This window comes from Rothia similimucilaginosa, assembly GCF_029850985.2.
Lineage (GTDB): Bacteria > Actinomycetota > Actinomycetes > Actinomycetales > Micrococcaceae > Rothia.
The window spans coordinates 821707-846570 of the sequence record NZ_CM138149.1 but is presented as its reverse complement, the minus strand read 5'-3'; the positions used below and the strand labels follow the sequence as shown (position 1 = coordinate 846570).

Sequence of the window (24864 nt, the reverse complement as noted above, 5' to 3'; positions counted from 1 at the left end):
AAGGAGTATGATGTCCCCTCATTCTTCGCGTGAGTCCTCTTCCCATGAGTCTGTACCCCGCTTATCTGAACCGCGCCTGTCGACCTCGCATGCGGTGACTTCCCCGACGGCTCGGTTCCGTAAGCCGGCGCAGCCGCTGGCGGCACGCTACAGTGATCCCGCCCCGCGTTCGCTACGCCCAATTGAGGAGCCTGATTTTGCGCCGCGTATTGGCGAGCGCATCCTCTTTACCGGTGCGAGCGGCCTGCTAGGTCGTGAGAGTGTGTTGGCGTTGTTGCGTGCCGGCTATGATGTGCGCGTTTTTCAGCGTGGTGATTCGGGTATTGCGGCTCTGTTGCCCGATTCGGTGCGCCCGCGTTTTGAGCAGGTGCGCGGCGATATTACGAACGCGCAGGCTGTGGATCTGGCGATGACCGGTATGAAGGGCGTGGTGCATGCTGCGGCGAAGGTTTCGGTCAGCGGCGAGTGGTCTGATTATGAGCGCATCAACATTGAGGGAACCCGCACCCTGTTGCAGGCGGCACTGAACCATTCGGTGGGTTCGTTCCTGTATATTTCCTCGCCGTCGGTGGCTCATGCCGGTGCGGCAATCGTGGGTGATGGTGCCGGCGTAGCGTCCCCGGAGCATGCGCGCGGTAACTATGCGCGTTCAAAGGCTGCCGCTGAGCTGCTGGCGTTGGAGGCGAACGGCACTGCCCTGCCCGACGGCGGGGTGTTGCGCGTGGGTGCGTTGCGTCCTCACCTGATGTGGGGTCCGGGCGACACCCAGCTGGTGGAGCGTATTCTGGAGCGTTCCGCCGCGGGCCGCCTGCCGTTGCTCTCTGGCGGTACGGGGCTGATTGATACGCTCTACATTGATAACGCCGCGGATGCGCTGGTGCATGGCTATCAGCGCATCGACGCTTTTGCGGGTCGGGCGCTGGTGGTGACGAACGGTCAGCCGCGCACTATCGCTGAGCTACTGGGTGGTTTCTGTGAGGCGGTCGGTGTTCCCGCTCCGCGTTTCTCGGTTCCAGCGAAGGTTGCGGCTCTGGCGGGTAAGGTTATTGAGCGTGTGTGGGAGCGTCTGCCGAAGAACGTGACCGCCGGTGATGAGCCGCCGATGACGGAGTTCCTTGCGGAGCAGCTGTCGACCGCGCACTGGTTTGATCAGCGCCGCACCCGCGAGCTTCTGCATTGGGAGCCCGCCGTGTCGATTGAGGAAGGCTATGAGCGTCTGGGCTTATTCTACGGCAACAAGTACAGCCGCTAAGTGCTTCTTTTCGGGGTGGCTTTCGGGTTGGCTCCCCCACTCTCGGTTTAAATGAATGAGGTTTAAGCGAATGACGGCGTAGCTACATCCCCCATATGGGAGAAACGTAGCTACGCCGTCATATGCATAACTAGCGTGAGTTTGTGCCTACCGTAAGCCTTATCGAGAGCCCTCAACTTGTCGAGAGCGCGGTGCCCGCTGGCAGTGCGGGCAACGGTAGGACGAACGGTTCTGGAACGGTTCGCGCACTATCAGGGATGTGCGGCCCGCCTCCGCGCAACGGTGGCAAGGCTCCCCGGCACGGCCGTAGGCGTTCAGCGAGCGCGCAAAGTAGCCAGACTCCCCCAGCACATTCACGTACAGGGCGTCGAAGCTTGTGCCGCCAGCCGCCAAGGACTCGCGCAGCACCTGGGTGACAGCCTCCAGCAGTTCGCGGGTTTGAGCGGCGCTGAGGGTGCGTGCGGGCTTCGCATAGTGCAACCGCGCACGCCACAGCGCCTCATCGGCGTAGATATTGCCTACGCCAGAGATGACCGACTGGTCCAGCAGCACCTTCTTAATCCCGCTGGAGGTACGCAGGAACTTGCGACGCACCGCCGCGGAGTCGAAGAATTCGTCCAGCGGGTCGCGGGCAATGTGCTTGACTGCTTCCGGCACCAGAAAACGCTCAGATACTTCACCCGCCGCAGCTTCATTCACTGCTACCACCGCGGGTACGTCCGGTACCATCGGGCTGAGGAACATACCACCGAAGATGCGCTGATCCACGAAAAGCAAGCGCTGCCCGGTACATGCCCGGTTGGTGCTCACCGCATCGCCGGTGGCTTCCGCCGGTCCTAGCTCTAGCGCCACGCGCAGGTGCCGCGGCTGCTCATCAAAGGCCGCACGCGCCTGCAAATCATTACCCGAGTCACTGCCCAAATCTCTGCCCGGTTCATCGCGCACAAGCAGCTGACCGCTCATGCCCAGATGCACCACGAGTGCCTCGTCGGCAAGTGTGCCGTCCGCCTCGCTCAGGGTCAGCCACAGGTACTTGCCGCGGCGGTAGGCACCGCGCAGCACCCTGCCGGTCAGTGCCACCTCAAAGTGGGCGGGACCGGTCAGGTGTCTGCGCAGCGAACGGGCATCGACCACGCGCACCGCCCGCACGGGGCGACCCAAGGAATGATTGGCGATGCCCGCGCGAACGGTTTCTACCTCGGGTAGTTCGGGCATGATTTACTCCCCTCAACAGGATTGCAGGATCAAGAGCCCCGCAGAGTTAGCAGACCTGCAGGATGATTGAACGAGCCTAAACCAGAACGCGGTACGCCTGCTCAGCGGCAAGGCGCTCCGCTTCCTTCTTGCTCGGACCCACACCGGTACCGGTCTGCTGGTTCGCCACAATAGCGACCGCAGTGTACACGCGCGCGTGGTCGGGGCCCTCACCGGTGACCTCATAGCGCACGTCTCCCCAACCGCGGGCGGTGGCGAGGTTCAGCAGCTCGGTCTTCCAGTCTCGTCCAGAGTTCAGAACCTTCTCATCATCGAGCAGCGGGGCGATCAGGCGTAGCACCAGGTCACGAGCCGCCTCGCGACCGCACTCCAGGTAGGTCAGGCCGAAAATCGCTTCCATGGTGTCGGCAAGGATCGAGTCCTTGTCGGCGCCGCCGGTGTGAATCTCGCCCTTACCGAGCAGGATGTACCGGCCCAGATCCAGGTCGCGTGCCACCTTCGCCAATGCCACAGTAGACACCACCACGTGGTGCAGCTTCACGAGCTCTCCCTCGGGCAGGTCGGGGTAGCGTCGGTACACTTCTTCAGCAATTGCCAGGGAAAGCACCGAATCGCCCAGGAACTCCAGGCGTTCATTATGCTCCACTCCGGGGTTCTCGAAGGCGTAGGAGCGGTGGGTTAGGGATAGCAAAAACGTCTCGGCGTCGATATCGACCCCGAGACGTTTACGCAACTCCCTAGTATCAACACTAGGAAATTCAGTCATAAGGATTCACCGCTTCTTAGGCGTCTGCAACCTTACGGCCCTTGTACTCCAGGAACAGGGTGTTGCCTGCAGCGTCGGTTACAACCTTTGCCTGGTGGGGCAGGCTGTAGGTCACGCGACCATTTTCAACGGTCTTAACCAGCTGGGGCACGGATGCCTTCCACTGGGAACGGCGTGCGCGGGTGTTAGCGCGGGACATCTTGCGCTTGGGAACAGCCACAGCTATCTCACAATCTCTAGTAACAACAATTTAGTTTTCGGTATCTGCGCCGAGCAGGCCCTGTAGAGCCGACCAGCGCGGATCCAACACCTCGTGATGATGCCCGGGGTCATCCTCCAGGCGCGCACCGCAATCGGCGCACAGACCCTGGCAGGTATCCCTACAAACAGGCTGGAACGGCAGTTGAAGGATTACTGCGTCCCGCAGAGCCGGTTCAAGGTCGATGGAATCATCCTCAACGGCGTACTGCTCATCTACTTCGTCTTCGGGGCCGCCAGCCGGGGCCTTCTCAAAGACGAAAAGCTCTTGAATATTGGCCGACATCTCATAATCAATCGGATCCAAGCAAAGGCTACACTCGCCGTGTACATCCACAACAACGGAGCCGGTTACTAGGATACCATCAACAACAGACTCCATACGAATATCGAGGTCAATATCCGAGCCCTCTTCCACGCCGATGAGCGTGTTACCCAGGTCTGCCGGTGCGGGCAGAACCTCAGCGAGAGTTTCCATGGTGCCGGGGCGGTGAATCAGGTTAGTGACTGATACAACCAGCGGCGATGCGTCTGCACGTGAAATGGCGTTTCTCCTTACGAAATGTATAAACCAAAGTCCCATTTTAGAGGTCATTCGCACCGTTAATCAAGATTAAGCGCCTTTTAAATCTCTTTAAGTGGCGCTCACCTCTTAAAGATCCTCTTAAGGAGACACCGCGCGGCACTTAACCAGCCGGTCGGGGCATTCCAGAGGTAATTAAGCGCCCGGTCGGCGGTACAGTTTGCTGTGCCGTGTGCGTATCTGGCGTATCGGACGGGTGCGCATCCGGGTTGCCCGGGTTGATTAGGCGTTTTTCAACGCGCGGGCGACCGCCTCCGGCACGAAGGCAGTCACATCACCACCCAACGACGCCACCTCACGAATAATCGTGGACGACACCGCACCGTAGCGGTCCTCACCGGCCAAGAACACCGTCTCAACCTGCGCCAAGTGGCGGTTCATACTCGCCATCGGAGCCTCATAGCTGTAATCCGTCGCCGAACGCAAACCCTTCACCAGCACCTTCGCACCACGCTCCGCCGCGTACTCGGCAAGCAGCACGCCCGGCGGAATCGGCTCCACGCCCACACCCTCAATGCCGAGCTCCCGCAAAGACTCACGCACCAGCTGCACGCGCTTCTCCAGGGAGAAACGGTACTTCTTGGAGCTATTGTGCGCCACGCCCACGATCACCTCGTCAAAGAGCTGAGCGGCGCGGGCAATGATTTCCAGGTGGCCGTGGTGCACGGGGTCAAAAGATCCGGGGCAGAGGACAATCATGGCGGTCCCTTCACGAATAAATATCAGACGTTGGAATGACTAGATACGGGCGAATTTAGGATGCGGGATAGCGTCATGCGGGCGAGCGCAGGCTGAGGCGGAAAGATTGATCGGTGAGATGAGACAGAAATCTTAGGCAGCGATCTCTTCAGCGTCCTCACCAGATTCGTTGCCGAACTCGTCGCCCGCTTGCTCCTCCACCTCGTCAGGCTCCACATAGTAGAGAACTGTCTCGCCGTGCTGACGGGTCGAAAAACAGTACAGGCCCTCGCCCCACACCGGCTCCGGATCGCGCGAAGAACGCTCCACCACGATCACGGCACCCTCGGCAAGCTTAGAGGTGAGTTCCTCCAGCAGCTCGCTGACCTGCTCATTTGGCACGGCGTAGGGCGGGTCAACAAACACCAGATCCCACGGACCGGAGGCGGACTTCACGTAGGTCAGCGCCTGAGACTGCTGCACGTGTGCCACAGAACCGGTAGCGCCAGAAGGACCAGAGCCGGTGCACCCCATTGCCTTCTCCACCGCGGCAAGGTTCTTGCGAATCACCGCAACAGCCTTCGGGTACGTATCCAGCAGAGTCACGGAGGCTGCACCGCGCGAGAGCGCCTCGCAGCCAAGCGCACCCGAACCGCCAAAGGCGTCCAGCACACGGGCGCCACGAATAATGTCGTAGCTCTCTAGTTTGGAGAAGAGGGATTCCTTCACCCGATCGGTGGTGGGGCGAGTATTATCCCCCGGAACCGAGGTAAGGCGAACACCTCCGGCGGCACCGGAAATAATACGGCTCATAGGGATTCTCCTCTTAACTAGTGCGGTGTGTTAACGTCACGGTTTCGGTGGGTTATGGTCAAAGCAAGTTGGTGGGCGGGGCTGGCAGAGCGTTCTGCCCCGTTGAGCGCTTATCCCCTGCCGAGGAACGCCTCACGGTCAGCGTCCAGGGCACGGTCAATCGTACGCGCCAAAGACGGATGCTTAGCCAGCGTCGGATCCTTCTCCACCACCGAGCGGGCATCCTCGCGGGCACACTCAATAATGTCAGCATCGGCAAGTGCCCGCAAGAAGCGCAGAGTGCTCTTTGAGCCCGATTGTGCAGCACCCAGAATATCACCCTCGCGGCGCTGCGCCAGGTCGATACGAGAGAGCTCAAAGCCGTCCGTGGTGGAGGCAACCGCATCCAGGCGCTCGCGGGACACGCCACCTGCCTCCTGGCGGGTAACCAGCAGGCAGGTGCCCGCGTAGCCGCCGCGGCCCACACGACCGCGCAACTGGTGTAGGCCCGAGATGCCAAAGCGGTCGGCGTCCATGATAATTATGAGCGTGGCGTTCGGAACGTTCACGCCCACCTCAATGACGGTGGTGCTGATGAGCAGGTCAATTTCACCGCGTTCGAAAGCGGTCATGACGGCCGTCTTCTCCGCCGGGTCCATGCGTCCATGCAGGGTGCCGATACGCATACCGATGAGGGCGTCCTCAGCGCTCAGGTACGAGTACATTGAGGCGACCGAGGTCAGCTGAACCTTGCCGTCGCTGCTGGCGTTACCACCCTGACCGAAATAGCCCTGGGCTGAGTTGCCCGTGCCTGTTCCCGCACCATTCAGACTGGATGCGCCAAAGAACGCGGCACCTTCCTCCAGGCTGTCGCCGTCCTCCCCAATTTTGGGTACGACAACATACACCTGGTGGCCCGCGTCGATTTCTTCGCGGGCACGCCTCCACAGCCGGGATGCCCAGGCAGGCTTCTCGGCGAGGGGCACCACATGGGTTGAGATTTTCTGGCGACCGGCGGGCAGGGTGTCGAGCACGGACACATCCAGATCACCGAACACGGTCATGGCGACGGTACGCGGAATGGGCGTTGCGGTCATGACTAGGCGGTGCGGCAGAGCGCCGTCAGTGCCGCGCAGACCGTCGCGTTGCTCCACACCAAAGCGGTGCTGCTCGTCCACGACGACCAGACCCAAATCGTGGAAGCGCACCTCATCGGAAAGCAGGGCGTGGGTGCCAATCACAATCTGGGCGGCGCCGGCGGCGAGCTCCTGCAGTACCTTGCGCTTAGCGCGGGTACCCATGGAGGCGGTCAGCAGGCGCACACGCACACGGCGGGGTTTCTCCCCGCTCCTCCAGGGAGTTTCATCGGCAGAACCGGCGGCTGAATCGTCAGTATCAGAGTCTTCGGACGCCGCCATATCCCCCAGGATGTCTAGTACCGAACGCAAATGCTGCTCAGCGAGCACCTCGGTCGGGGCCAGCATCGCGGACTGGCCGCCCGCATCAGCAACCTGCAGCATGGCACGCAGAGCCACCACGGTCTTACCGGAACCCACATCACCCTGTAGCAGGCGGTTCATGGGCGATTCGCTCGACAGATCGGCGGCAATCTCAGCGCCTACCTTCTGCTGCCCCTCAGTCAGCTCGTAGGGCAGAACCTGAAGCAGCTGATCGGCGAGTCCACCCTCCACGGTGGGGCGCGGCTGAGTCAGGTGCGCGGCACGCACCGAATGCAGGCGGGCAAGCGCACTCTGCAGCACGAATGCCTCGCGGTAACGCATCTGCGCCTGCGCGGCACGCCAGGTGTCCTCCGAGTCGGGGGTATGCAGGGCGCGATACGTCCACTCCAGCGAGTGCACCTTGCGGGCGCGACGAATCGTGTAGGGTACCGGGTCTTCGAGTTCTTTGAGCGGCACCTTTTCGAGCAGCTGCGCCATGTAGCCGCTGATGCGGTCGGTGGGTAGCTTCACTGGGGCGCGGTAGACGGGCACGGGGGCGGTGGCGGCGTCGGTGACGTCCGCGCCGGAGGCGTCCTTCGATAGCAGGGCGTAGTGCGGGTTGGTGAGGGTGTATTCGCCGCGGTAGATGCCGACCCTGCCGGAGAACATCATGGTTTCGCCCTCACGGATTTCACGGGCGGCAGTCCAGGCGTTGAAGAAGGAGAGCTTGATCTGCGAGCCGATGAGCGCGCCGGGGTTCGTCATGCTAGGTGCGGGCACGCCAAAGAGGCCTCCCTGTGCAAAACTATCCTGTGCAAAACTATCCTGTGCGAAGCTATCCTGACCGTAGCTGTCTGCGTAACCGCTGTAGGAGGCGGGTTGCACTCCCCTGCCCTGTATCGGGTTCTGGGCGCTGGGAATCTGTGCGGCTGGGTTCTGCGTGGAGTTAGCGAGCGCGTTGATACGCGGGTTGTGCATCCCGGTTGCTTGCCAGTTCTGCGCGGGCACACCGGATACTCTGGATACGCCGGACGCGCCGGGGCGGTTAGCACGGCCGGGCACCACGGATACAGGACCACCTGCATTGAGGCCAGCGGCACCAAAACCGGCGGGTGCTTCCTGCCCGGTGGCGTCGGAAAGCCGGTCAGTGATGGTCACTTCCGTGATTTTGCCGCGGCGCGCCGCCATATTTCGGGTGCTCACGTGCACCACGCGGGCGATGATGGTGACGTCTTGGCCCTCAACGAGTTTTGCGAAGGAGCTGAGCTCACCGCGCGGCAGGTACTTGCGAGGGAAGTAATCGAGCATCTCCCCGACGGTGTGCAGGTCCAGGTGCGTGGAGATTGTCTTGGCGCTGGGCGCGGGTAGGTACTTTTTGAGCGGCGCATTTTCGATGCGGTCTTCGGAGGCGTAGCGCGCCAGGGCACGGCTCTTAGCCTCCGCGGTAGCTGATGCGGGCTTCTCAGCCACAACCTTCTCAGTAGTTGCCTTCTTCGTCGAAGCTTTCTGGGCGGGGGGTTTCTGTGCAGGCGTTACCTTCTTGGATGCGGTTTTCGGCGCTGCGGTTTTCGGCTTTGCCGGGATTTTCGATGCCGAGGCTTTAGAAGCGGGAGCTTTCTCCGCGGGCGCAGTCTTCTTCGCTACAGCCTTTTTAGGTGCAGGCTTTTTGGTCGCGGACTTTTCAACTTCTACCTCGGGCGCGCTCTTCTTCGGCGCAGGCTTCTGCTCGGCCTCTTCGCTCGCTTTCGTTATCTTCTGCGGGCGCGCCGAAGTAGCCCGGGCGGCAGTTTCGCTCTGCTGCGGGTTGGGGTCGTTCTGAGCTAGTTCCTTCTGTGCAAGTTCCTTCTGAACTGCTTTCTTCTGAGCTGGCTTCTTCTGAGCTGGCTTCTTCCGGGCGGGCGCTTTCCGGGCAGGTTCCTTCGGTTGCTGTTCATCCGGCTGAGTTGCCTGCCGCGCCGCCAACGCAATATCGACCAGCTCGTAGATAGCGTCGTCGGTCATGGTGTGCGCTGCGGGGCCCAGCGAATGCTTGAGCGTCTTGAGCGCCTTACGGTAGGGGGCACTGGCGCGCTGCGCGGCGCGTTTGCTCAGCTCAGCGCGGCTCACCTCGCCTCGGGCGTAGGCGGCAAGATCACGCACGGTCAGCTCGGCGGTGGTGCGGAGCTGCTCATCGCTCAGTAGCGGCGCGTCTTTTTTCCCATGATGAGCTCGGGTCGCAGAACCGGCACGGGTATACTCGACACCCGCTGAATCTACGGGCTCACCCTGCGCTACTTCAACCTTCGCAGGTTTAGTATTTATCGGCTTAGTTTTTTCGGGCGCAGGCTCAGGAAGCCCCAAGTCCAGGGCTTCCTGCTGCGTGTTCACGGAACGTCGGGCGGGGCTCATACGCCGCCCTCCGCACCGCACGCGTGGTCGGTGTGGTGACCATCCGCGAGGGAAGAAATACGCTCATCCGACCACTGACCGTAGCCCATAATCAGCTCGCGGGCGGGGTCGATGTCGGGCACATGCACGTGCAGTGTCCAGAGCCCAGCCGCCATGTCCAGGGGGGTAATAAGCAGGCTGTCACCCATGGCTTCAAGTTCAGGGCGCAGCTGCGCCAGGGCCAGAGGTTCGCAGCTCAGTGTACCCATGAGCTCCCAGCCGCTCTGCCCCACCTGTTCTGTGTGCTCAGCAGATTCAGAGCCCGTTCGCACCGCATCTACTGCAGAAGGCGCACGGAGCATGGACTCCACCTGCGCCTCGTTCAGGGTTGCTGCCTCCCAGCGCGGGTTGGAGTGCACCACGGCAAGGTAGAACCCGAGCGCACCGGCATCCACGAAACCGGCAAGCTCTGGCGAGGGCGGAAACTGCGCGGTACGTTCCAGGGTGGCACACATCAGCGCACGTCGACGCTCTTTCAGCGCCTCGTCAGCGGCTTCTGCGTCCTGTAATGCATCGTAGTGTGCGTCCAGGCGGGCGAGCTCCACCATAACCGACAGCATTGTGGAGGGCACCATCTGCTCCCCCACGCTGGCGCGAATCCGCTCCGCCGCGAACGCCATCGCGCGTGCTTCCGCGTGGGCGTACTCCAACTTCACCTCACGGTGCTTCGGCAAGCAGCCGCTAGCAATAACGCGCTCGTAGTCTGCCTCCAGGGCTCGCACGAGCGGCAACTCATCGGCTGCGTCACCGAGCTCCCGAGCAAGGTTTCCAGGCAGGAACCAGTAGCTGCGCACTGCCTCCAGCGCCCAGGCACAGAGCAGAGTACCCGAGTTGCCGCGCGCCACGCGGGATGCGCGCATAATCGCGTGCTCGTAGATACCGCCCAGCTGAATCCACAGGTCGGCGAGGGTTTCGGCTTCGGAGGCACCCGCCGACTCGGGCACGCACGCACCCTCCCCGCCAGGAATTTCGTTAGCTGGCAGAACCTCACCGGACAGAACCTCACTAGGAAGAATTTCACTGGGCAGAACCTGCTCCATACCCCGCTCAAACTCTTCAGTCAGGGTCAGCAGGGTGTGGGCGATATTGGAGCCGGTGTCCTTATCGGGCACGGGGAACCCATTGAGTTCATTGAGCGCCTCACGGTAGCGTTCGATGGTGGTGCGGGCGGCGGTGGACCACGCTATACCGAAGCGGTAGGCGCGCACGCAGGCGCGGCGGTAGATCTCGCGCTCTTCGGTGCGCTGGTTCTGTTCTGCGTTCACGCTACCCTCCCTATCAGTTTCACCTGGTTCTCGGCTGATTTCTCAACTAGTTCTCGGCTAGTTCCTGACTGATTTCTCAGCGTCCGCGGCACGGGCGGTATCCAGCCTATTTCGTACTTCTATTCTAGTAAATTTTCGGTTAAATGTACGGTATTGTCCGCCATTTGTCCCGCGGAATGAAAGCACAGAGGGAACGCACAAACCGCACGCACCTCACGGCCCTCAACCAAGCTCCTACGCGGAAGCTCCGTAGTGCTCCCAACCCATGCCGTCCAGGGAGCGGCCGTCCATCACGACCGCCGCGCCGGTTACCGTATCGTGGCGGCGCTCGGCACCGTAGAGCTCAGCACTCAGACCGCGCTCCGGCACGTCCGCAACGCAGGTTCCCAGGGGCACGAACTCTTCGGGTACTTCGCTGGGGAAGGTCGCCAGCAGACCGTGGTCTTCTCCACCGACCAGCACGAAGGCGCGCGCCAAGGATGCAGGGCTCTCCCCCGCCTCATTGCGCTCACCAATCGCCAGTAGCAGGCGTGCCAACGGTAGTAGCGGCTCGGCGAACGCATCCACGGCGGCGCGGTCAAGGCGCATCTGCACCCCGGAGGCGGCGGCAACTCGTCCAGCGTCCTTGACGAGGCCATCGGAGAGGTCCAGCATGGAGCTTGCCTTGTGCTGGCGTGCCACCTCTCCTGCGGGGATGGGGCTGACGGGGTGGTGCTGCGAGTCGACGGCGCGCTCGCAGACCGCGAGCATCTGCGCGGCGTCTTCAGGGGTGAGAGTGCGGGCAAGCTCGATGAGTCCTTCGGGAAGAGCAGCAAGTGCAGCCGAACCTTCAGCCTGCTTCTCAGTGTGCTTTTGAGCCCACGCTTGAGCCACCGCACTCAGTGCCACCTCAGCATCCTGACCTGCAACAATGGCACATAGCAGTGCCGTAGCGGGTAGGGAAAGGGGGTTGAGCAGCAGACGCAGACCGGCATCGGACCAGGCGGTACGTCCCGCCAGGGCGATAGTGTCACCGGGTCGCGCACCGGAGCGCAGCACGGCATGATCCGTGTAGCCGAGGGCGGTAACAGTCACCGACATTTCGGTGGAGTCGCCAATATCGCCGCCGCCAATCACGCATTCGGTGGCTCCACAGGCATTGATTCCATCCACAATGCCGTGGGCGAAGCCGTCAATCCAGCCGTAAGGAGTGCTACCGGGCAGACTCAAGGAGATGAAGAGGCTTGCCGGGTGTGCACCCATGGCGGCAACGTCGGCAAGGTTCTGGGTCGCGGCTTTGCACCCCACATCGTAACCGCTGCTGCGGGCGGGTTCCAGAATGAACTCGCCACCCTCACCCGTCCGCGCGATGCCGCCGGGCCAAAGGTTCATGAAGTCCTGGTCCTCAACGAGAGTGTCGGTGGTGACCACTGTACGCTGACCGGGTGCGGGCGCGGCGAGGACGGCACAGTCGTCGCCGGGACCCACATCGAGGGGTTCAATGTGCCCAGCCTGGCGTGCCGTAGCGGCGACCTGCTCGTTGTGGGCGTTGATAATCGGCATGAAAGCGCGCAGAACGCGGGACTCCCCCAGCTTTGAGAGAGGTGTCTCTCGCATGGGGTTGTCCCGCGTATCGCTAAAAGTCTGAGGATTCACATCCTCTATTATCGCGTATTCTTACGCGTTATGTTCGCCTTATGCTCCGCGGCTGAAGTAGCGGATTGCCAGAGCAATCAGCACCAGACCGATGAGTGAGAAGAGAATCAGCGGTGCAATGCCGGAAAGTCCGGAATCGTCAGCGTCCGCATTCTTCACGGCCTGCTCCTGGGCGGCGTTCGCGCCGTCAGCCTTTGCCACGCTCTTTGCGGAGTGGCTGACGATAGCCGAGGTGGAGGAGCTGGACGACTTCGAAGCTGATGCCGAGCTTGAGAAGTTCGAGGGGCTTGCCTCCTGGGAGTGGTCTTCGTCGGTCGTATTGCGCGAGAGGTATCCAGCAACCCAGTCTGCCGCCCCCGGGATGGAGTCATTCGAGCCATTATTGGCTGCGATTCGTCCGAGGGTGGTGCCGCCAGAACGCAACGGATCATCCTCGTCGTCATCAAGCCCGTCATTCGGTGCCTTGGTACTCGATGAAGAGCTTGAAGATCCCGAAGAGGAGATGGAGGATTCAGAGGAACCGCCCGGTCGCGGAAGCTCAATCGAAATAATGACATCTTCCCCAGAGATTTCCTGACGGTTGCCGGGAGTGGTCACCTGGTTGTTCGCCGGAGGAATCGGAGCAACAGGCTCAGTCTCGACCGGAGCAACCAATTTGGAGTCCGAGTCGTTACCTGTGTCCTTTACCGGAGCTACGGGAGCTACCGGAACCACGGGGATTTCTGCTTCCTTAGAGGGTTCCTGAGTTGGCGCGGGCACTACCGGAGCCTGAGTCGGCTCCTCGGAGGGTGCCTCGCTCGGTTCCTGAGTCGGTTCGGGAGTTACATCCTTGGTCAGCTCCGGATTCGGTTCGGGAGTATGCTCCGGTTCCGGAGTCGGCTGCGGTTCCGGAGTAGGCTCTACCTTCGGATCAGAGGTGGGTTCCGGGGTCAGCTCGGGAGTTACGTCCTTAGTGAACTCAGCGGTAGGCTCTGCCGTAGGTTCCGGGGTTACGTCCTTAGCGAGCTCATCGGTAGGCTCTGCAACAGGAGCTACGGTGGGCTCGGCAGTCGGCTGTACGGTCACGTCCGGGGTAGGTGTCGCGTCCAGAGTGGGCGTAGCGATCGCAGAAGGTTTAGCACTAGCAATGGGCTGAGGGTTGGAAGAAGTGCTAGGCTGAGCGGTGGGCTCTGACTGCGCGTTGTCAGTCTTATTGTCCCCCTGCTCGGTGGGCCATGCGCTTATGGTAGTAAGCGCGGGTAATACCGTCTGGGAGGAGGATGCCGCGGTCGCGGCGGAATCCAGGGTTTGTTCTGCGGTGCCAACAGGGTTCGGCGGAAGCTGTGATGCTGCCTCCTGCATATCTTGAGCAAACGAGGCTACGCATGGACTTCCGGAAGCAACCAGTGCTGTCGCCAGACTCGCAGAGACCACCTTACGGCTTCGTTTTCCCAAAGGTTGTCCTTGACTTTCTAATACGTTGTGAGTGAATAGATATCCGGTCATTAGGTAAACCGGAGTTGCCTTCGTCTATTCTACCGAATCAGTTTTTTCTTCATTACTCATTTTAGTGCTTTCCTGGCAAGCTTTGAGCTTTGCCAAGTGCTAGGACTACCTAGCGAATCTTTTCGCCATCTAGAAGCATTATTTCATGCACTTATGAACAGAATTACATTTCACCCTATCAATGCCGCTTTAGAACTTACACTCCCCCATTGGAGTACCCCAAGATAGACATTAGTGATTTGCTCATGAATGAAAAACAAGCGATTCTCATCAGCATATATGCGGGAAATACATACCAATTCACCGTTTTCCCCGGCAACTAACTTATCAGCCGCGCAAGAAACGCCCCGATGCAGAGTCTCAAGAATCCGCACCGAGGCGCCTTCCAGCAGGGACACTCCTCCACCGTTAAATATTCATACGCTGAGCGTCAGCTCAAGAACTTAGCCCACTCAAAGCTTAAGCACTCTCTAAAACTAGCGCAGACCCAAAGGGCGTTCCATCGCCAGGGTCAGCAGCTCGCTAATCAAATTAGTGTAGGAAATACCAGTGTTCTCCCACATGGTCTTGTACATCGAAATCGGGGTGAAGCCGGGCATGGTGTTCACCTCGTTAATGATCAGGCGGCCATCCTCGGTGTAGAAGAAGTCCGCACGCGACAGGCCCTCGCCATCCAGCGCCAAAAACGCCTTCACAGCCAGCTCACGCAGACTATCTTGCACATCCTGCGGCAGGTTCGCCGGGCACACGGTCACAGCAGAAGACTCAGAAACATACTTCGCCTCAAAGTCGTAGAAGCCGTGGTCCTCGTCCACAACCTCAATCTCACCGGGGTAGGATGCGCGAGGCATCTCGCCGTGGTGACCATCAAGCACAGCGCACTCAATTTCACGGCCCGCAATACCGGCCTCAATAATAATCTTCGGATCGTGGCAGCGAGCCTCTTCAATCGCCGGCACAAGCTCCTCCACCGAATCCACCTTGGTAATACCGAAAGAAGAACCAGCACGAGTCGGCTTCACAAACATGGGGAAGCCCAGCTTCAGCACGCGCTCCAGAATCTGCTCGCGGTCCTCGTGCTCCCACTGGCGGTTAGTGACAACCTCGTAGGGTCCGACCTCCAGGCCAGCAGATTCGAAAGCAACCTTCATGAAATGCTTATCCATACCCACAGCGGATGCGGTCACACCGCAACCCACATAGTGCAGGTCAGCCATTTCCAGCAGACCCTGCACGGTACCGTCCTCACCAAATGGGCCGTGCAGTAGCGGGAAGACAACGTCCACCGGTGCGGTGCGGGTAACGTTACCCTCAGCATCCACCAGGGTCAAACGGGAATCACCGGCACCCATCGGCAGGAACACCTGCTGGGTACCCTCGGGAAACTCTGCGGTACCGCGTGTGCCAGCGGTCAGCTCGGCGAGCTGTTGCTCGTCGGTCAGATACCAGCGGCCGTCACGGGTAATGCCGATAGTGATGACCTCATAGGCAGTGCGGTCAATGGCGCTCAGCACACCAGCGGCGGTAATGAGCGAAATGGGATGCTCGGAGGAGCGGCCACCGCACAGCAGGGCGACGGTCTTCTTCTCGGTCATATATTTCTCCTAGTCAATGTTCCCCTACCCTCAGAGCCGGAAGGTGGAACGGCAATGCGTCAATAATCCTAACGCACGAATACCGTCGCGGTCACTGATGCGTTTCTCACGCACAGGTCTTCCGCAACGGTATCCGTCCTCGGATGTCTACGTTCAATCTTCTTCTAGTATGTCCTGGCACACATCACTAATTAGGGGTTACCAGCACACCAGATAGCTTCAAAACCTAGTGGCTCTCATGCTTGAGGCGGCGACCCAACAGCTGAGGCGCCAACTCCTCAATGCCAATACGACCCGAAAGCACAGCCACCACAGCCTCAACAATGGGCATCTCCACACTGTGACGACGAGCCAACTCAGCCACCACCGGCGCCGACTTAATCGACTCAGCGGTCTGGATCATATGCTCATGCAGGCGGTCAGGGGTAATACCCTGGGCCAGCAGGCGCCCCGCCGTGTGGTTACGAGACAGCGGCGAAGAGCAGGTCGCAATCAAGTCGCCCATACCGGCAAGACCGCTCATCGTCGCAGCCTCGCCACCCAAGGCCACCGCCAGGCGGGTAATCTCCGCCAGACCGCGAGTCATAATGGACGCCTTCGAGTTATCACCGTAATTGCGGCCCTCGCAAATACCCACGCAAAGGGCAATCACGTTCTTCACCAGGCCGCCAATTTCGGTACCCACCACATCCGTGTTGGTGTACGGGCGGAAATACGCGCACGCAATTGCGTGAGCAACAGACTCAGCTACCGGCAGGGTACGAGCCGCAACCACGGAGGCGGTAGGCTCCTCCCCCATGATTTCCTTCGCCAGGTTCGGGCCCGAGAGCACGCATACGCGGTGCGGAATATGACCAATCGCGCGCACATCAGCACCACGCAGAGCCATAGATTCTTCCAGCTCCTCAGTAATGACCTGCGACATGCGCAGACCCGTACCGGTTTCCAGGCCCTTCGCCAAAGACACCAACATGGCGTTCGGCTCAATATAGCGGGCGAAGCTCTGCAACTGCGAACGCAGAACCTGCGCAGGCAAAGCAAGAACCACCATATCGGCACCGGTCAGCGCGGCGGGGGCATCCGCAGTGAAGTGCATGTTATCTGGCAGCTTCATTCCCGGAAAATAGCGAGCGTTCTCGCGGGTGCGCTCGCACTCAGCCATCACCTGCTCATCACGACCGATGAGAGTCACGCGAGTGTCATCGCCGCGCTCGCGGGCAGCATCCGCTGCAATCTTAGCGAAAGCGGTGCCCCAGCTACCGGCGCCCAACACCGCAATAGACTGCACGGTTGCCGGAGGGGTAAATTCAGGGCTTGCTGCGGGGGTGCGTCCAAAGAAGGTCACGAAAACACCAGCTTCTCTTCCTTGTGAGGTCCTTAGGTGAGCCACCGAAGGCACCCGGTCGGGCACCTATCGGTGACTCTCATATGTTTCCCAGTGGGAATACTACTTTTCGTCCGGTTCGCCGAGTGGGCCACCGACCGGACCGGAGGGGGTGCCGGAGGCTTCACGACGCTTAGCGCGCGGATTCCAACGACCCTCAGGAGCCTTCTCACCGCGGATCTTCTCCAGCTCGGCGGTAATAGCATCCAGCATGGCGTCCGTGACCACGCCCAGTTCGGTGCGGGTGTGCTTAGCATCGGGGCTGATGTCCTCAACGAGGGAGGCAATATCCAGTGCCTTGCCAACCTTCACTTGGACGGTCTTGCGCGGGAACAGCGAAATCTTACGCTTCTCCTTGATGCGGCCATCCTCGCCGTCCTCATCCACGTAACCAAGAATCTGCTCGTCGCCCCAATGCGCCACCGGGTAGACGGGCGCGCCGGTCGCAAGAGCCAGACGAGCCGCACCGGTACGCGCCTGCATGGGCCACAGCTGCGGATCGTGGGTGGTGGTGCCCTCCGGGAAAATCACAACGGCACCGCCAGCCTCAACAATCTTGCGGGCAGTAATCAGGGACTTACGCGCATCCACCGAACCGCGAACCACGGGAATATGCGCAAGCTTACGCATAATGTAGCCGAGCACGGGAGCGCGGAAGAGTGAATCCTTCGCCAAGAAGCGCGGCAGGGCACCTTCAACGAAAACAGGGAAAGCCACAGTCACCGGGTCAAGCTCGGTGGTGTGGTTAGCCACGATAATGTACCCGCCACTCTTAGGCAGGTTCTCACGACCGGTAATCTCAACATGCGCGATGAGCTTGTACAGCCCACGCGTAGCGTTACCGAGCACCTTGTACAGAGCGTCACCATAGGCGGTGGGCTCAATCTCAGACAGAGCCTGCTTTCCCTGCTGTCCGCTCACTAGTCCTGAACCTCAACTTCCTCGGGCTCAACAACGACTATTGCAGCATCGGGCTTGGGAGCCTTCGACACCTTGCGTGTCAGCACCTCAAAGTTGGCGCCCAGGCCCTTGAGCTTCTCCTCAAAGTTCTCGTAGCCACGAGCAATCAGCTCAACACCGCTCACGTGAGAGGTACCCTTAGCAGCCAGAGCAGCAATGATGTGGGAGAAGCCGCCGCGCAGATCCGGAACCTCTATGTCGGCACCGGTCAGCGGGGTGGGACCAGAAATAATAGCGGAGTGGCCGTACCCCTTACCCTCGAAACGGCAGGGCGTGCCGCCCACGCAGTCACGCATGACGACAATATCTGCGCCCATCTGCTTCAGGGCGTTGGTGAAGCCGAAACGTTCCTCGTACACAGTCTCGTGCACGATAGATGCACCCTTAGCCTGGGTCAGCGCCACAACAAGGGGCTGCTGCCAGTCGGTCATGAAGCCGGGGTGCACATTGGTCTCAAAGACAATGGGCTTCAGCTGAGCACCGGGGGTGCGCTGAGCCGGGTGGGTGAAGCGAATACCCTCGGCGGTCACCTCATACAGGCCGCCCATCTTGCGGAACTGGTTGAGGAACGCGGTCATATCCTTCTGATCTGCGCCGCGCACAAAAATATCGCCGCCGGTAGCCAGTGCAGCAGAAGCCCAGGAAGCGGACTCGTTACGGTCGGGCAGGGACGTGTGATCGTAGCCGGTCAGCTCGTCCACACCCTCAATGACGATGGTGCGGTCCTCATTGATGAAGATAATGGCACCCATCTTCTGCAGAACAGCGATCAGGTCAATAATTTCAGGCTCAATCGCTGCGTTGCGCAGGACGGTTTTACCCTTAGCTCGCACACCGGTGAGCAGAACCTGCTCGGTAGCACCCACGGAGGGATAGTTCAGTACAATCTCTGCACCCTTTAGGCCCTCTTCAGGAACGATCAGAGTGGTACCGGTTTCATCATCCTTTTCAACAACTGCGCCGAACTTGCGCAGAGCCGCCATATGGTAGTCGATGGGGCGGTCGCCAATCTTGCAGCCACCCAGGTTGGGGATGCGTGCGGTACCAAGGGTGTGCAGCAGCGGGCCCACCATCAGAATCGGGATGCGGGAGTTACCGCCGAAGAGCTGAATCTCCTCCGCGTTCTTTGCAGCGGTGGTTGCATCCTGTGCGGGGTTGAGGGTCAGAACACCAGCTTCGCGGTCGTAATCAACCTTTGCGCCGTGCAGCTCCACGAGGGTGGTAACGATTTCGACATCGCTCAGGTCAGGGACGTTACGCAGGGTCGAGAGGGTCGAACCGTGCAGTGCTGCGACCATCGCCTTGGGCACCAGGTTCTTGGCGCCTCGAACGTGGACCTCACCAACGAGCGGAGTGCCACCTTCAATGCGAAGCTTGCTGATGTTCTCAGTCATTAAAAATCCTTTATGGAGTCGGCTGGTTTAGGCCGAACTTTAACAGTGTGCCAATGCGCCGCGTTCTCATACGTGCCCCTGCCGGTAGCAGGGTGAAACGGGCGCACATATTCATCATTATTCTAAGCCCTGTATATAGGTGCTCCAAACGATGAATAATCTTTGGCAGGGCCGACGAGGATTTTGCTCTGCTATGTATGTGAAGAATCGGTCTGAACCTTCAGATTCAGTGCCGAAAAATAAAAAAATACACAAAAAATCACAATAATACAAACATTTTTGGGTTCTTCGCGGAAATTTGACGTTAGTTTCGTCTTTTTAACGTCCGAATTTAAATTTGAGAGCAACCTCACCCCTACAATAGCGTGCACACTTGTGCCCGCTGAACGGCACCTCCGCTCTCTAGGAGGAGCCAATCAGCTCTACACTGCGGCATCGGCGCCGGCACCGCCTTTGCAACCGCGCAGTATAGAGTCCCACGGGAGAGCGCGGGGCGTGCATTCACCGCATACACCTTTGCGATAGTGCCCACCCAAAATGGTTCGGCTTCCTGATTCACTTCAACTTCAAAAATTCATCTCAACCTCACCGTTAAATATTCGAAAGTCAACTAAAAACCATGGGCACATCACAACCAACCACAGGTCACTTCGCGCCTGCATCCGCGAACTGCTGGAGGACCCAATATGACACATCACAACACTGCGTCTGCCATTTCACGCCGTCGCCTCGTACAGGGTGCGGCATGGAGTGCCCCCGTTATCCTCGCCAGTGCAGCCGTCCCTGCATGGGCGGCAAGTAGCGAGCCCACATGCTCCCCCGTCCTCACCCTCAAGCCAACCGCAACCGGCTTCGACGACAAGGCTGGTGCGTACACCGAATGGCTCGTTCCTGAAGGCGTTGGACGAGTACGATTCAACCTCGTGGGAGGTGCCGGCGGTGCCGCATCCTCCTTCACCCCCAGCTACCTGACCAATGTCACGAACGCATCCCTGGCTGGCGGCGGTGCTGGCGCACAGCTCAGCGGCGTTCTGATGGTCAAGTCCGGCGATATCCTTCGCGTCTGGGCGGGTAACGGCGGTGTCGGCTCCGCGGCCGGCGCGCAGCCCGCATACGGTGGCGAAGGCTACGCAGCCGGTGGTGACTCCACCGGCTCCAGCACCGCAACCGGCAGCGCACAGGTAGTGGGCACCAGTAGCGGTTACGTCTACGGTGCTTCCGGCGGCGGATCCTCCGCTGTCGAGCTGGTCCGTGACGGTGCGGTCACCGTCGTGGCTGTTGCGGGTGCAGGGGGCGGCGGTGCCCAGCTGGGCACCCTCACCACCCACCAGCACGTCTTCAACGTACAGCCCAAGGATCAGCTGAACCCGGCACTGCGCGTGGCATTGGACCGCCGCGACGCATCCACTACCGCAGGCGGTAGCGCAGGCAGTGACTTGGGCACCGATAACACCGGTCAGGGCGGCATACTCATGGCAAGCCCCTACCAGGAATTTAAGCCTCTGGAAGAGGGGGACAAACCCTTCGATATGCGTTTCGTGGTCACCGGCGGTACCGCTGGTCGCTCCGGCACACCCGGCACCCTCGGTGAGGCACTGACCGGCATCCTCAACGAGAACAATGAGCTAAAGCTTCAGTCGATGTCCGACCCCTGGTTCGATTCGTACAGCTTCCCGCGCTACTACTTCTACGAGGGTGACTCCGTACATGAGGGCGAGAAGGGCACCGGTGGCGCGGACGCTACCGGCTCCTACCGCGGTAAGGGTGGCTCAGGCGCTCTACTCTCCCACACCCACGGCAGGCTCTCCCTCACTTCCGTAGCATCCGGCGGTGGCGCCGGCTATGGTGGAGGCGGCGCAGGTCTGAACATCTGGACTATCGGCGCATACTACGAGAGCGTTTTCGGCCGTCAGGTACAGTTCGAGGGCGAAGGCAACATCTACTCAATCAGCTCCCTGAGCAGTGGCGGCGGCGCGGGCGGCAGCTACATTAACTACGAGGTGGTCTCTGACTTCGCTCTTACCACCGCACAGAACGCGAACCCGACTGCAGGTGTGCGCTCCCCCGGTTCGGCGGCACTGTACAAGTGCGCCGAGAATACAACCTTGGAAACCCCCCATCACTGAGGGTCCCTAATCTCTAGGCATTGAATAAATACGCCTCTCCGGGAGCTGATGCTCCGGGGAGGCACTTTTATCTGCGTGCCAAGGGTTTTAGGTACAGAAAAGCTCGAAGGCGGCGACTGATTCAGTCGCCGCCTTCGAGCTTTATATCCCTAGGTTTTAGAACGCTCGGCGTAGATATTCCCTATATAGAGTTCTCTACTTAGAGCTCCTGAGTGCGGGGCATCCAGGAGGGGCGCTTCGCCTCGTACGCCTCAATAGCGTCCAGGTTCTGCAGGGTCAGACCAATATCGTCCAGGCCCTCCATGAGGCGCCAACGCACGTAGTCGTCAATCTCGAAGGGAACAACCAGCGCACCCGCGGTTACGGTCTTGGACTCCAGGTCAACGGCGATTTCGGTGCCGGGCTCGTACTCCAGTGCCTTCCAGATCAGCTCAATATCATCCTGTGCAACCTGCGCGGTAACCAGGCCCTGCTTACCGGAGTTGCCACGGAAAATATCGGCAAAACGAGCGGAAATAACGACCTTGAAACCGTAGTCCTTCAGCGCCCACACCGCGTGCTCACGGGAAGAACCGGTACCGAAATCTGGGCCCGCCACCAACACGCTACCGTGCTTGTAGGGCTCCTGGTTCAGGATGAACTCGGGGTCCTTACGCCAGTTAGCGAAAAGGGCATCGTCGAAGCCAGTCTTGGTCACTCGCTTGAGGTAGACGGCGGGAATGATCTGGTCGGTGTCAACATTCGAAGAACGCAGCGGCACGCCAATGCCGGTGTGCTTAATAATGGGTTCCATAATGGCTCCTTAGCTATAGCGGCGTGCTAGGCCACGACGTCGGACGGGGCGGACAGGGTACCGCGTACAGCGGTTGCGGCGGCAACCACCGGGGAGACCAGGTGGGTGCGGCCACCCTTGCCCTGGCGGCCCTCAAAGTTACGGTTCGAGGTGGAGGCGCAACGCTCACCGGGTGCCAGCTGGTCGGGGTTCATACCCAGGCACATGGAGCAGCCAGCGAAACGCCAGTCGGCACCGAAGTCCTTGAAAATCTTGTCCAGGCCTTCTGCTTCAGCCTGTGCACGGACCTTCTGCGAGCCGGGCACGACCATCATGCGCACGTTCTCGGCGATGGTGCGGCCACGCACGATGTCCGCCGCGGCGCGCAGGTCCTCGATGCGGGAGTTGGTGCAGGAGCCCAGGAAGACGACATCCACAGGGATTTCCTTCATGGGGGTGCCCGCCTCCAGGCCCATATATTCGAGGGCGCGTTCTGCTGCGACCTTATCGTTCTCGTCCTCGAAGTCATCCGGGGAGGGAATGGCGTGGCTCAGCGGAATACCCTGACCGGGGTTGGTGCCCCAGGTGACGAAGGGTTCGAGCTCGTCAGCGTTAATGAAGATTTCCTTGTCGAAGATGGCGCCTTCGTCGGTGGGCAGGCTCTTCCAGTACTCGACTGCTTTGTCCCACTCTTCGCCCTTGGGTGCGTGCTGGCGGCCCTTGACGTACTCGAAGGTGGTCTCATCGGGGGCGACCATACCGGCGCGGGCACCCGCCTCAATGGACATATTGCACATGGTCATACGGCCCTCCATGGAGAGGGAGCGAATCGCGGAGCCACGGTATTCGAGCACGTAGCCCTGACCACCGCCGGTGCCGATCTGGGCGATAACAGCAAGGATGATGTCCTTCGCGGTCACACCGGGCTTGAGGGTGCCTTCAACATTGATTGCCATGGTCTTGAAGCGTGCCAGGGGCAGGGTCTGGGTTGCCATGACGTGCTCCACCTCGGAGGTGCCGATACCGAACGCGAGAGCGCCGAACGCACCGTGGGTGGAGGTGTGGGAGTCGCCGCAGACCACGGTCATGCCGGGCATAGTCAGACCCAGCTGGGGGCCGACTACATGCACGATGCCCTGCTCCTCGTCGCCGAGGGAGTGGATGCGCACGCCGAACTCTGCAGCGTTACGGCGGAGGGTCTCAATCTGGGTGCGGCTGGTCAGGTCGGCAATGGTGCCGAAGATATTGTCGGTGGGGGTGTTGTGGTCCTCGGTGGCGATCGTCAGGTCGAGGCGTCGCAGGGGGCGGTTCTCGATGCGCAGACCCTCAAATGCCTGGGGCGAGGTCACTTCGTGCAGTAGCTGCAGATCGATGTAGAGCAGGTCGGGCTTGCCGTTTTCACCGGGGACGACGACGTGTGCGTCCCAGACTTTTTCTGCCAGGGTGCGCGGACGGGTGCCCGCGGTGGTTGCGTTCTGTTCGCTAGTCATGCTTTCTCCTGCTTGATGCGTTCCTACGGTGGATGCGTTCGGGGTGGTGCGTGCCGCCGGTTTTGGGGATTGAGAGGCGGATTATGTACCCGATGGGACCCTCAAACCGGTATTTCCCTGCGGCGTGTCGCGTATTTTTTCACGGATTCTTAGCCTGTGAGACAGACCGGAATCACCCCGAGATAGCGGGTGATTTATTGTGGGTTTACACTATGACTCCGTGGTGATTTTGCGGGGTTGCACGCACTTTTCTGCGACTCTTTCACACATTTTCACCCATAAACCCACATAAACACTTATTATGACAAATTCATAATTTATCCCGTAGGGGGTGATTCCATCTTCAGCTGTGTGCCCGGAAGAGTCCACAAAGTCCAGGGCATCTTTCATATTCTGAGATAGAATATAAGAATGACTCTTTCCGCCTCACGTTTTAACGCATACGGAATGCGTCACCCCAACGCATCCACACACCACAACGCACCGATTGTCGACCCCGTCAAGCCGCCCGAACACATGGCCGCCGACGAGCAGATGGTAGAGGTAAACTCCCACGGCTCCTCCGGCGTTGGCGTACTCGACAAAGCGACCCTCATTCTTGATTGCCTCGAGGCAGGACCCGTATCTCTAGGCGACCTTGTCAAGGCAACCGGTCTGGCACGCCCCACCGCACACCGCCTCGCCGTGGCGTTGGCACACCACCGCCTCGTAGCCCGCGACGTGCAGGGACGCTTCATGCTCGGACCCCGTCTGGCCGAACTCGCATCCGCAACCATTGCTGACGAGCTCATCACCGTGGCAGACCCGATTCTGCAGAAGCTCAGCCTCGCAGCTGACGAATCCACCCAGCTGTACCGCCGCCAGGGTGACTGGCGCGTCTGCACGGCGACCGCGGCACGCCCCTCCGGCATGCATGAATCTATTCCGGTCGGCACCCAGCTGTCCATGCAGGCTGGCTCCGCCGCCCAGGTACTGCTGGCTTGGGAAGACCAGAACCGCATTGTTGAAGGCCTGCGCGATGCACACTTCAGCGCCGCCATGCTCGCCGCTGTACGCCGCATCGGCTGGGCACAGTCCGTGGGCGAGCGTGAGCGCGGTACCGCCTCGGTGTCTGCTCCGGTGTGTGCTCCCGGTGGCAAGGTGATTGCGGCAGTCTCCATCTCAGGTCCGATGGATCGTATGACCCGCCAGCCGAACCGCAACTACCCCGAGCTGGTCGTCAAGGCTGCTCAGGCGATTACTGACGGTTTGCGTGAGCTTTCTGCTTCTCACTCGGCATCGAATGTTGAGGAAAGCTAAGGCTCTGTTCTGGATAGTTTTCATGAAAAGGATCCCTCTCCACCTCGAT

19 protein-coding genes are annotated in these 24864 nt (G+C 60.3%); 3 read left to right on the top strand and 16 right to left on the bottom strand.

Annotated elements, in window-relative coordinates; all coding sequences use genetic code 11:
* Positions 1-10: 10 nt before the first annotated feature.
* Positions 11-1252, top strand: coding sequence for an NAD-dependent epimerase/dehydratase family protein (locus QFX07_RS03565; protein ID WP_279754233.1), 1242 nt, complete (start codon positions 11-13; stop codon positions 1250-1252).
* Positions 1253-1411: 159 nt separating this feature from the next.
* Here QFX07_RS03565 and mutM read toward each other — a convergent pair whose 3' ends face one another.
* From mutM to murA, 14 genes are all read right to left on the bottom strand, one after another.
* Complete coding sequence (gene mutM, locus QFX07_RS03560) at positions 1412-2467, bottom strand: bifunctional DNA-formamidopyrimidine glycosylase/DNA-(apurinic or apyrimidinic site) lyase (RefSeq protein ID WP_279754156.1); 1056 nt, start codon at positions 2465-2467, stop codon at positions 1412-1414.
* A gap of 76 nt (positions 2468-2543) precedes the next feature.
* A complete protein-coding gene (gene rnc / locus QFX07_RS03555; RefSeq protein WP_005508108.1) occupies positions 2544-3233 on the bottom strand; it encodes a ribonuclease III in 690 nt (229 codons plus the stop codon).
* Positions 3234-3249: 16 nt separating this feature from the next.
* On the bottom strand, positions 3250-3453 hold the full coding sequence (gene rpmF / locus QFX07_RS03550) for a 50S ribosomal protein L32 (RefSeq protein WP_279754157.1): 204 nt from the start codon (positions 3451-3453) through the stop codon (positions 3250-3252).
* A 30-nt stretch (positions 3454-3483) separates the two neighbouring features.
* Positions 3484-4092: a YceD family protein gene (locus QFX07_RS03545; RefSeq protein WP_348539939.1), complete on the bottom strand. Its 609-nt coding sequence runs from the start codon at positions 4090-4092 to the stop codon at positions 3484-3486.
* Positions 4093-4296: 204 nt separating this feature from the next.
* The gene (coaD, locus tag QFX07_RS03540; RefSeq protein WP_279740199.1) at positions 4297-4773 is read right to left on the bottom strand and encodes a pantetheine-phosphate adenylyltransferase; all 477 of its coding nucleotides are present in this window, start codon (positions 4771-4773) and stop codon (positions 4297-4299) included.
* Positions 4774-4905: 132 nt separating this feature from the next.
* Entirely contained in the window at positions 4906-5565 is a 660-nt protein-coding gene (rsmD, locus tag QFX07_RS03535; protein ID WP_279754158.1) for a 16S rRNA (guanine(966)-N(2))-methyltransferase RsmD, read from the bottom strand.
* A 110-nt stretch (positions 5566-5675) separates the two neighbouring features.
* A complete protein-coding gene (locus QFX07_RS03530) occupies positions 5676-9371 on the bottom strand; it encodes a helicase-related protein (RefSeq protein ID WP_279754159.1) in 3696 nt (1231 codons plus the stop codon).
* Positions 9368-10675 (bottom strand): DAK2 domain-containing protein, encoded by a 1308-nt coding sequence (locus QFX07_RS03525; RefSeq protein WP_279740203.1) that lies wholly within the window; start codon positions 10673-10675, stop codon positions 9368-9370. The genes QFX07_RS03530 and QFX07_RS03525 overlap by 4 nt, the downstream gene beginning before the upstream one ends.
* A gap of 234 nt (positions 10676-10909) precedes the next feature.
* Positions 10910-12271 (bottom strand): thiamine-phosphate kinase, encoded by a 1362-nt coding sequence (locus QFX07_RS03520; protein WP_279754160.1) that lies wholly within the window; start codon positions 12269-12271, stop codon positions 10910-10912.
* A gap of 78 nt (positions 12272-12349) precedes the next feature.
* Positions 12350-13651, bottom strand: coding sequence for a hypothetical protein (locus QFX07_RS03515; protein WP_279754161.1), 1302 nt, complete (start codon positions 13649-13651; stop codon positions 12350-12352).
* 620 nt (positions 13652-14271) lie between these two features.
* Positions 14272-15390, bottom strand: coding sequence for a D-alanine--D-alanine ligase family protein (locus QFX07_RS03510; RefSeq protein ID WP_279754162.1), 1119 nt, complete (start codon positions 15388-15390; stop codon positions 14272-14274).
* 226 nt (positions 15391-15616) lie between these two features.
* Entirely contained in the window at positions 15617-16735 is a 1119-nt protein-coding gene (locus QFX07_RS03505; RefSeq protein ID WP_279740208.1) for an NAD(P)H-dependent glycerol-3-phosphate dehydrogenase, read from the bottom strand.
* 102 nt (positions 16736-16837) lie between these two features.
* The gene (locus tag QFX07_RS03500; RefSeq protein WP_279740209.1) at positions 16838-17695 is read right to left on the bottom strand and encodes a lysophospholipid acyltransferase family protein; all 858 of its coding nucleotides are present in this window, start codon (positions 17693-17695) and stop codon (positions 16838-16840) included.
* Positions 17695-19128 carry a UDP-N-acetylglucosamine 1-carboxyvinyltransferase gene (gene murA / locus QFX07_RS03495; RefSeq protein ID WP_279740210.1) on the bottom strand — a complete coding sequence of 478 codons (1434 nt, stop codon included), beginning with the start codon at positions 19126-19128 and terminating at the stop codon, positions 17695-17697. The genes QFX07_RS03500 and murA overlap by 1 nt, the downstream gene beginning before the upstream one ends.
* Positions 19129-19814: 686 nt before the next feature.
* On the opposite strand from murA, the gene QFX07_RS03490 reads away from it, so the two are divergent.
* Entirely contained in the window at positions 19815-21254 is a 1440-nt protein-coding gene (locus QFX07_RS03490; protein WP_279754163.1) for a transcriptional initiation protein Tat, read from the top strand.
* 199 nt (positions 21255-21453) lie between these two features.
* Here the strand turns inward: QFX07_RS03490 and leuD are convergent, their stop codons facing one another.
* The gene (gene leuD / locus QFX07_RS03485; RefSeq protein WP_279754165.1) at positions 21454-22047 is read right to left on the bottom strand and encodes a 3-isopropylmalate dehydratase small subunit; all 594 of its coding nucleotides are present in this window, start codon (positions 22045-22047) and stop codon (positions 21454-21456) included.
* Between the two features lie 26 nt (positions 22048-22073).
* On the bottom strand, positions 22074-23516 hold the full coding sequence (gene leuC / locus QFX07_RS03480) for a 3-isopropylmalate dehydratase large subunit (protein WP_279740215.1): 1443 nt from the start codon (positions 23514-23516) through the stop codon (positions 22074-22076).
* Between the two features lie 411 nt (positions 23517-23927).
* Between leuC and QFX07_RS03475 the strand changes: the two genes are divergently transcribed.
* The gene (locus QFX07_RS03475; RefSeq protein WP_459550475.1) at positions 23928-24815 is read left to right on the top strand and encodes an IclR family transcriptional regulator; all 888 of its coding nucleotides are present in this window, start codon (positions 23928-23930) and stop codon (positions 24813-24815) included.
* Positions 24816-24864 lie beyond the last annotated feature (49 nt).

Coding starts and splice junctions, on each gene's coding strand:
- QFX07_RS03530 (WP_279754159.1), bottom strand. CDS start 9,371: ATGAGCCCCGCCCGACGTTCCGTGAACACGCAGCAGGAAGCCCTGGAC.
- QFX07_RS03520 (WP_279754160.1), bottom strand. CDS start 12,271: ATGCGAGAGACACCTCTCTCAAAGCTGGGGGAGTCCCGCGTTCTGCGC.
- coaD (WP_279740199.1), bottom strand. CDS start 4,773: ATGATTGTCCTCTGCCCCGGATCTTTTGACCCCGTGCACCACGGCCAC.
- QFX07_RS03475 (WP_459550475.1), top strand. CDS start 23,928: ATGACTCTTTCCGCCTCACGTTTTAACGCATACGGAATGCGTCACCCC.
- QFX07_RS03565 (WP_279754233.1), top strand. CDS start 11: ATGTCCCCTCATTCTTCGCGTGAGTCCTCTTCCCATGAGTCTGTACCC.
- rnc (WP_005508108.1), bottom strand. CDS start 3,233: ATGACTGAATTTCCTAGTGTTGATACTAGGGAGTTGCGTAAACGTCTC.
- leuC (WP_279740215.1), bottom strand. CDS start 23,516: ATGACTAGCGAACAGAACGCAACCACCGCGGGCACCCGTCCGCGCACC.
- QFX07_RS03490 (WP_279754163.1), top strand. CDS start 19,815: ATGACACATCACAACACTGCGTCTGCCATTTCACGCCGTCGCCTCGTA.
- QFX07_RS03510 (WP_279754162.1), bottom strand. CDS start 15,390: ATGACCGAGAAGAAGACCGTCGCCCTGCTGTGCGGTGGCCGCTCCTCC.
- rsmD (WP_279754158.1), bottom strand. CDS start 5,565: ATGAGCCGTATTATTTCCGGTGCCGCCGGAGGTGTTCGCCTTACCTCG.
- mutM (WP_279754156.1), bottom strand. CDS start 2,467: ATGCCCGAACTACCCGAGGTAGAAACCGTTCGCGCGGGCATCGCCAAT.
- murA (WP_279740210.1), bottom strand. CDS start 19,128: ATGACTGAGAACATCAGCAAGCTTCGCATTGAAGGTGGCACTCCGCTC.
- leuD (WP_279754165.1), bottom strand. CDS start 22,047: ATGGAACCCATTATTAAGCACACCGGCATTGGCGTGCCGCTGCGTTCT.
- QFX07_RS03515 (WP_279754161.1), bottom strand. CDS start 13,651: ATGCAGGAGGCAGCATCACAGCTTCCGCCGAACCCTGTTGGCACCGCA.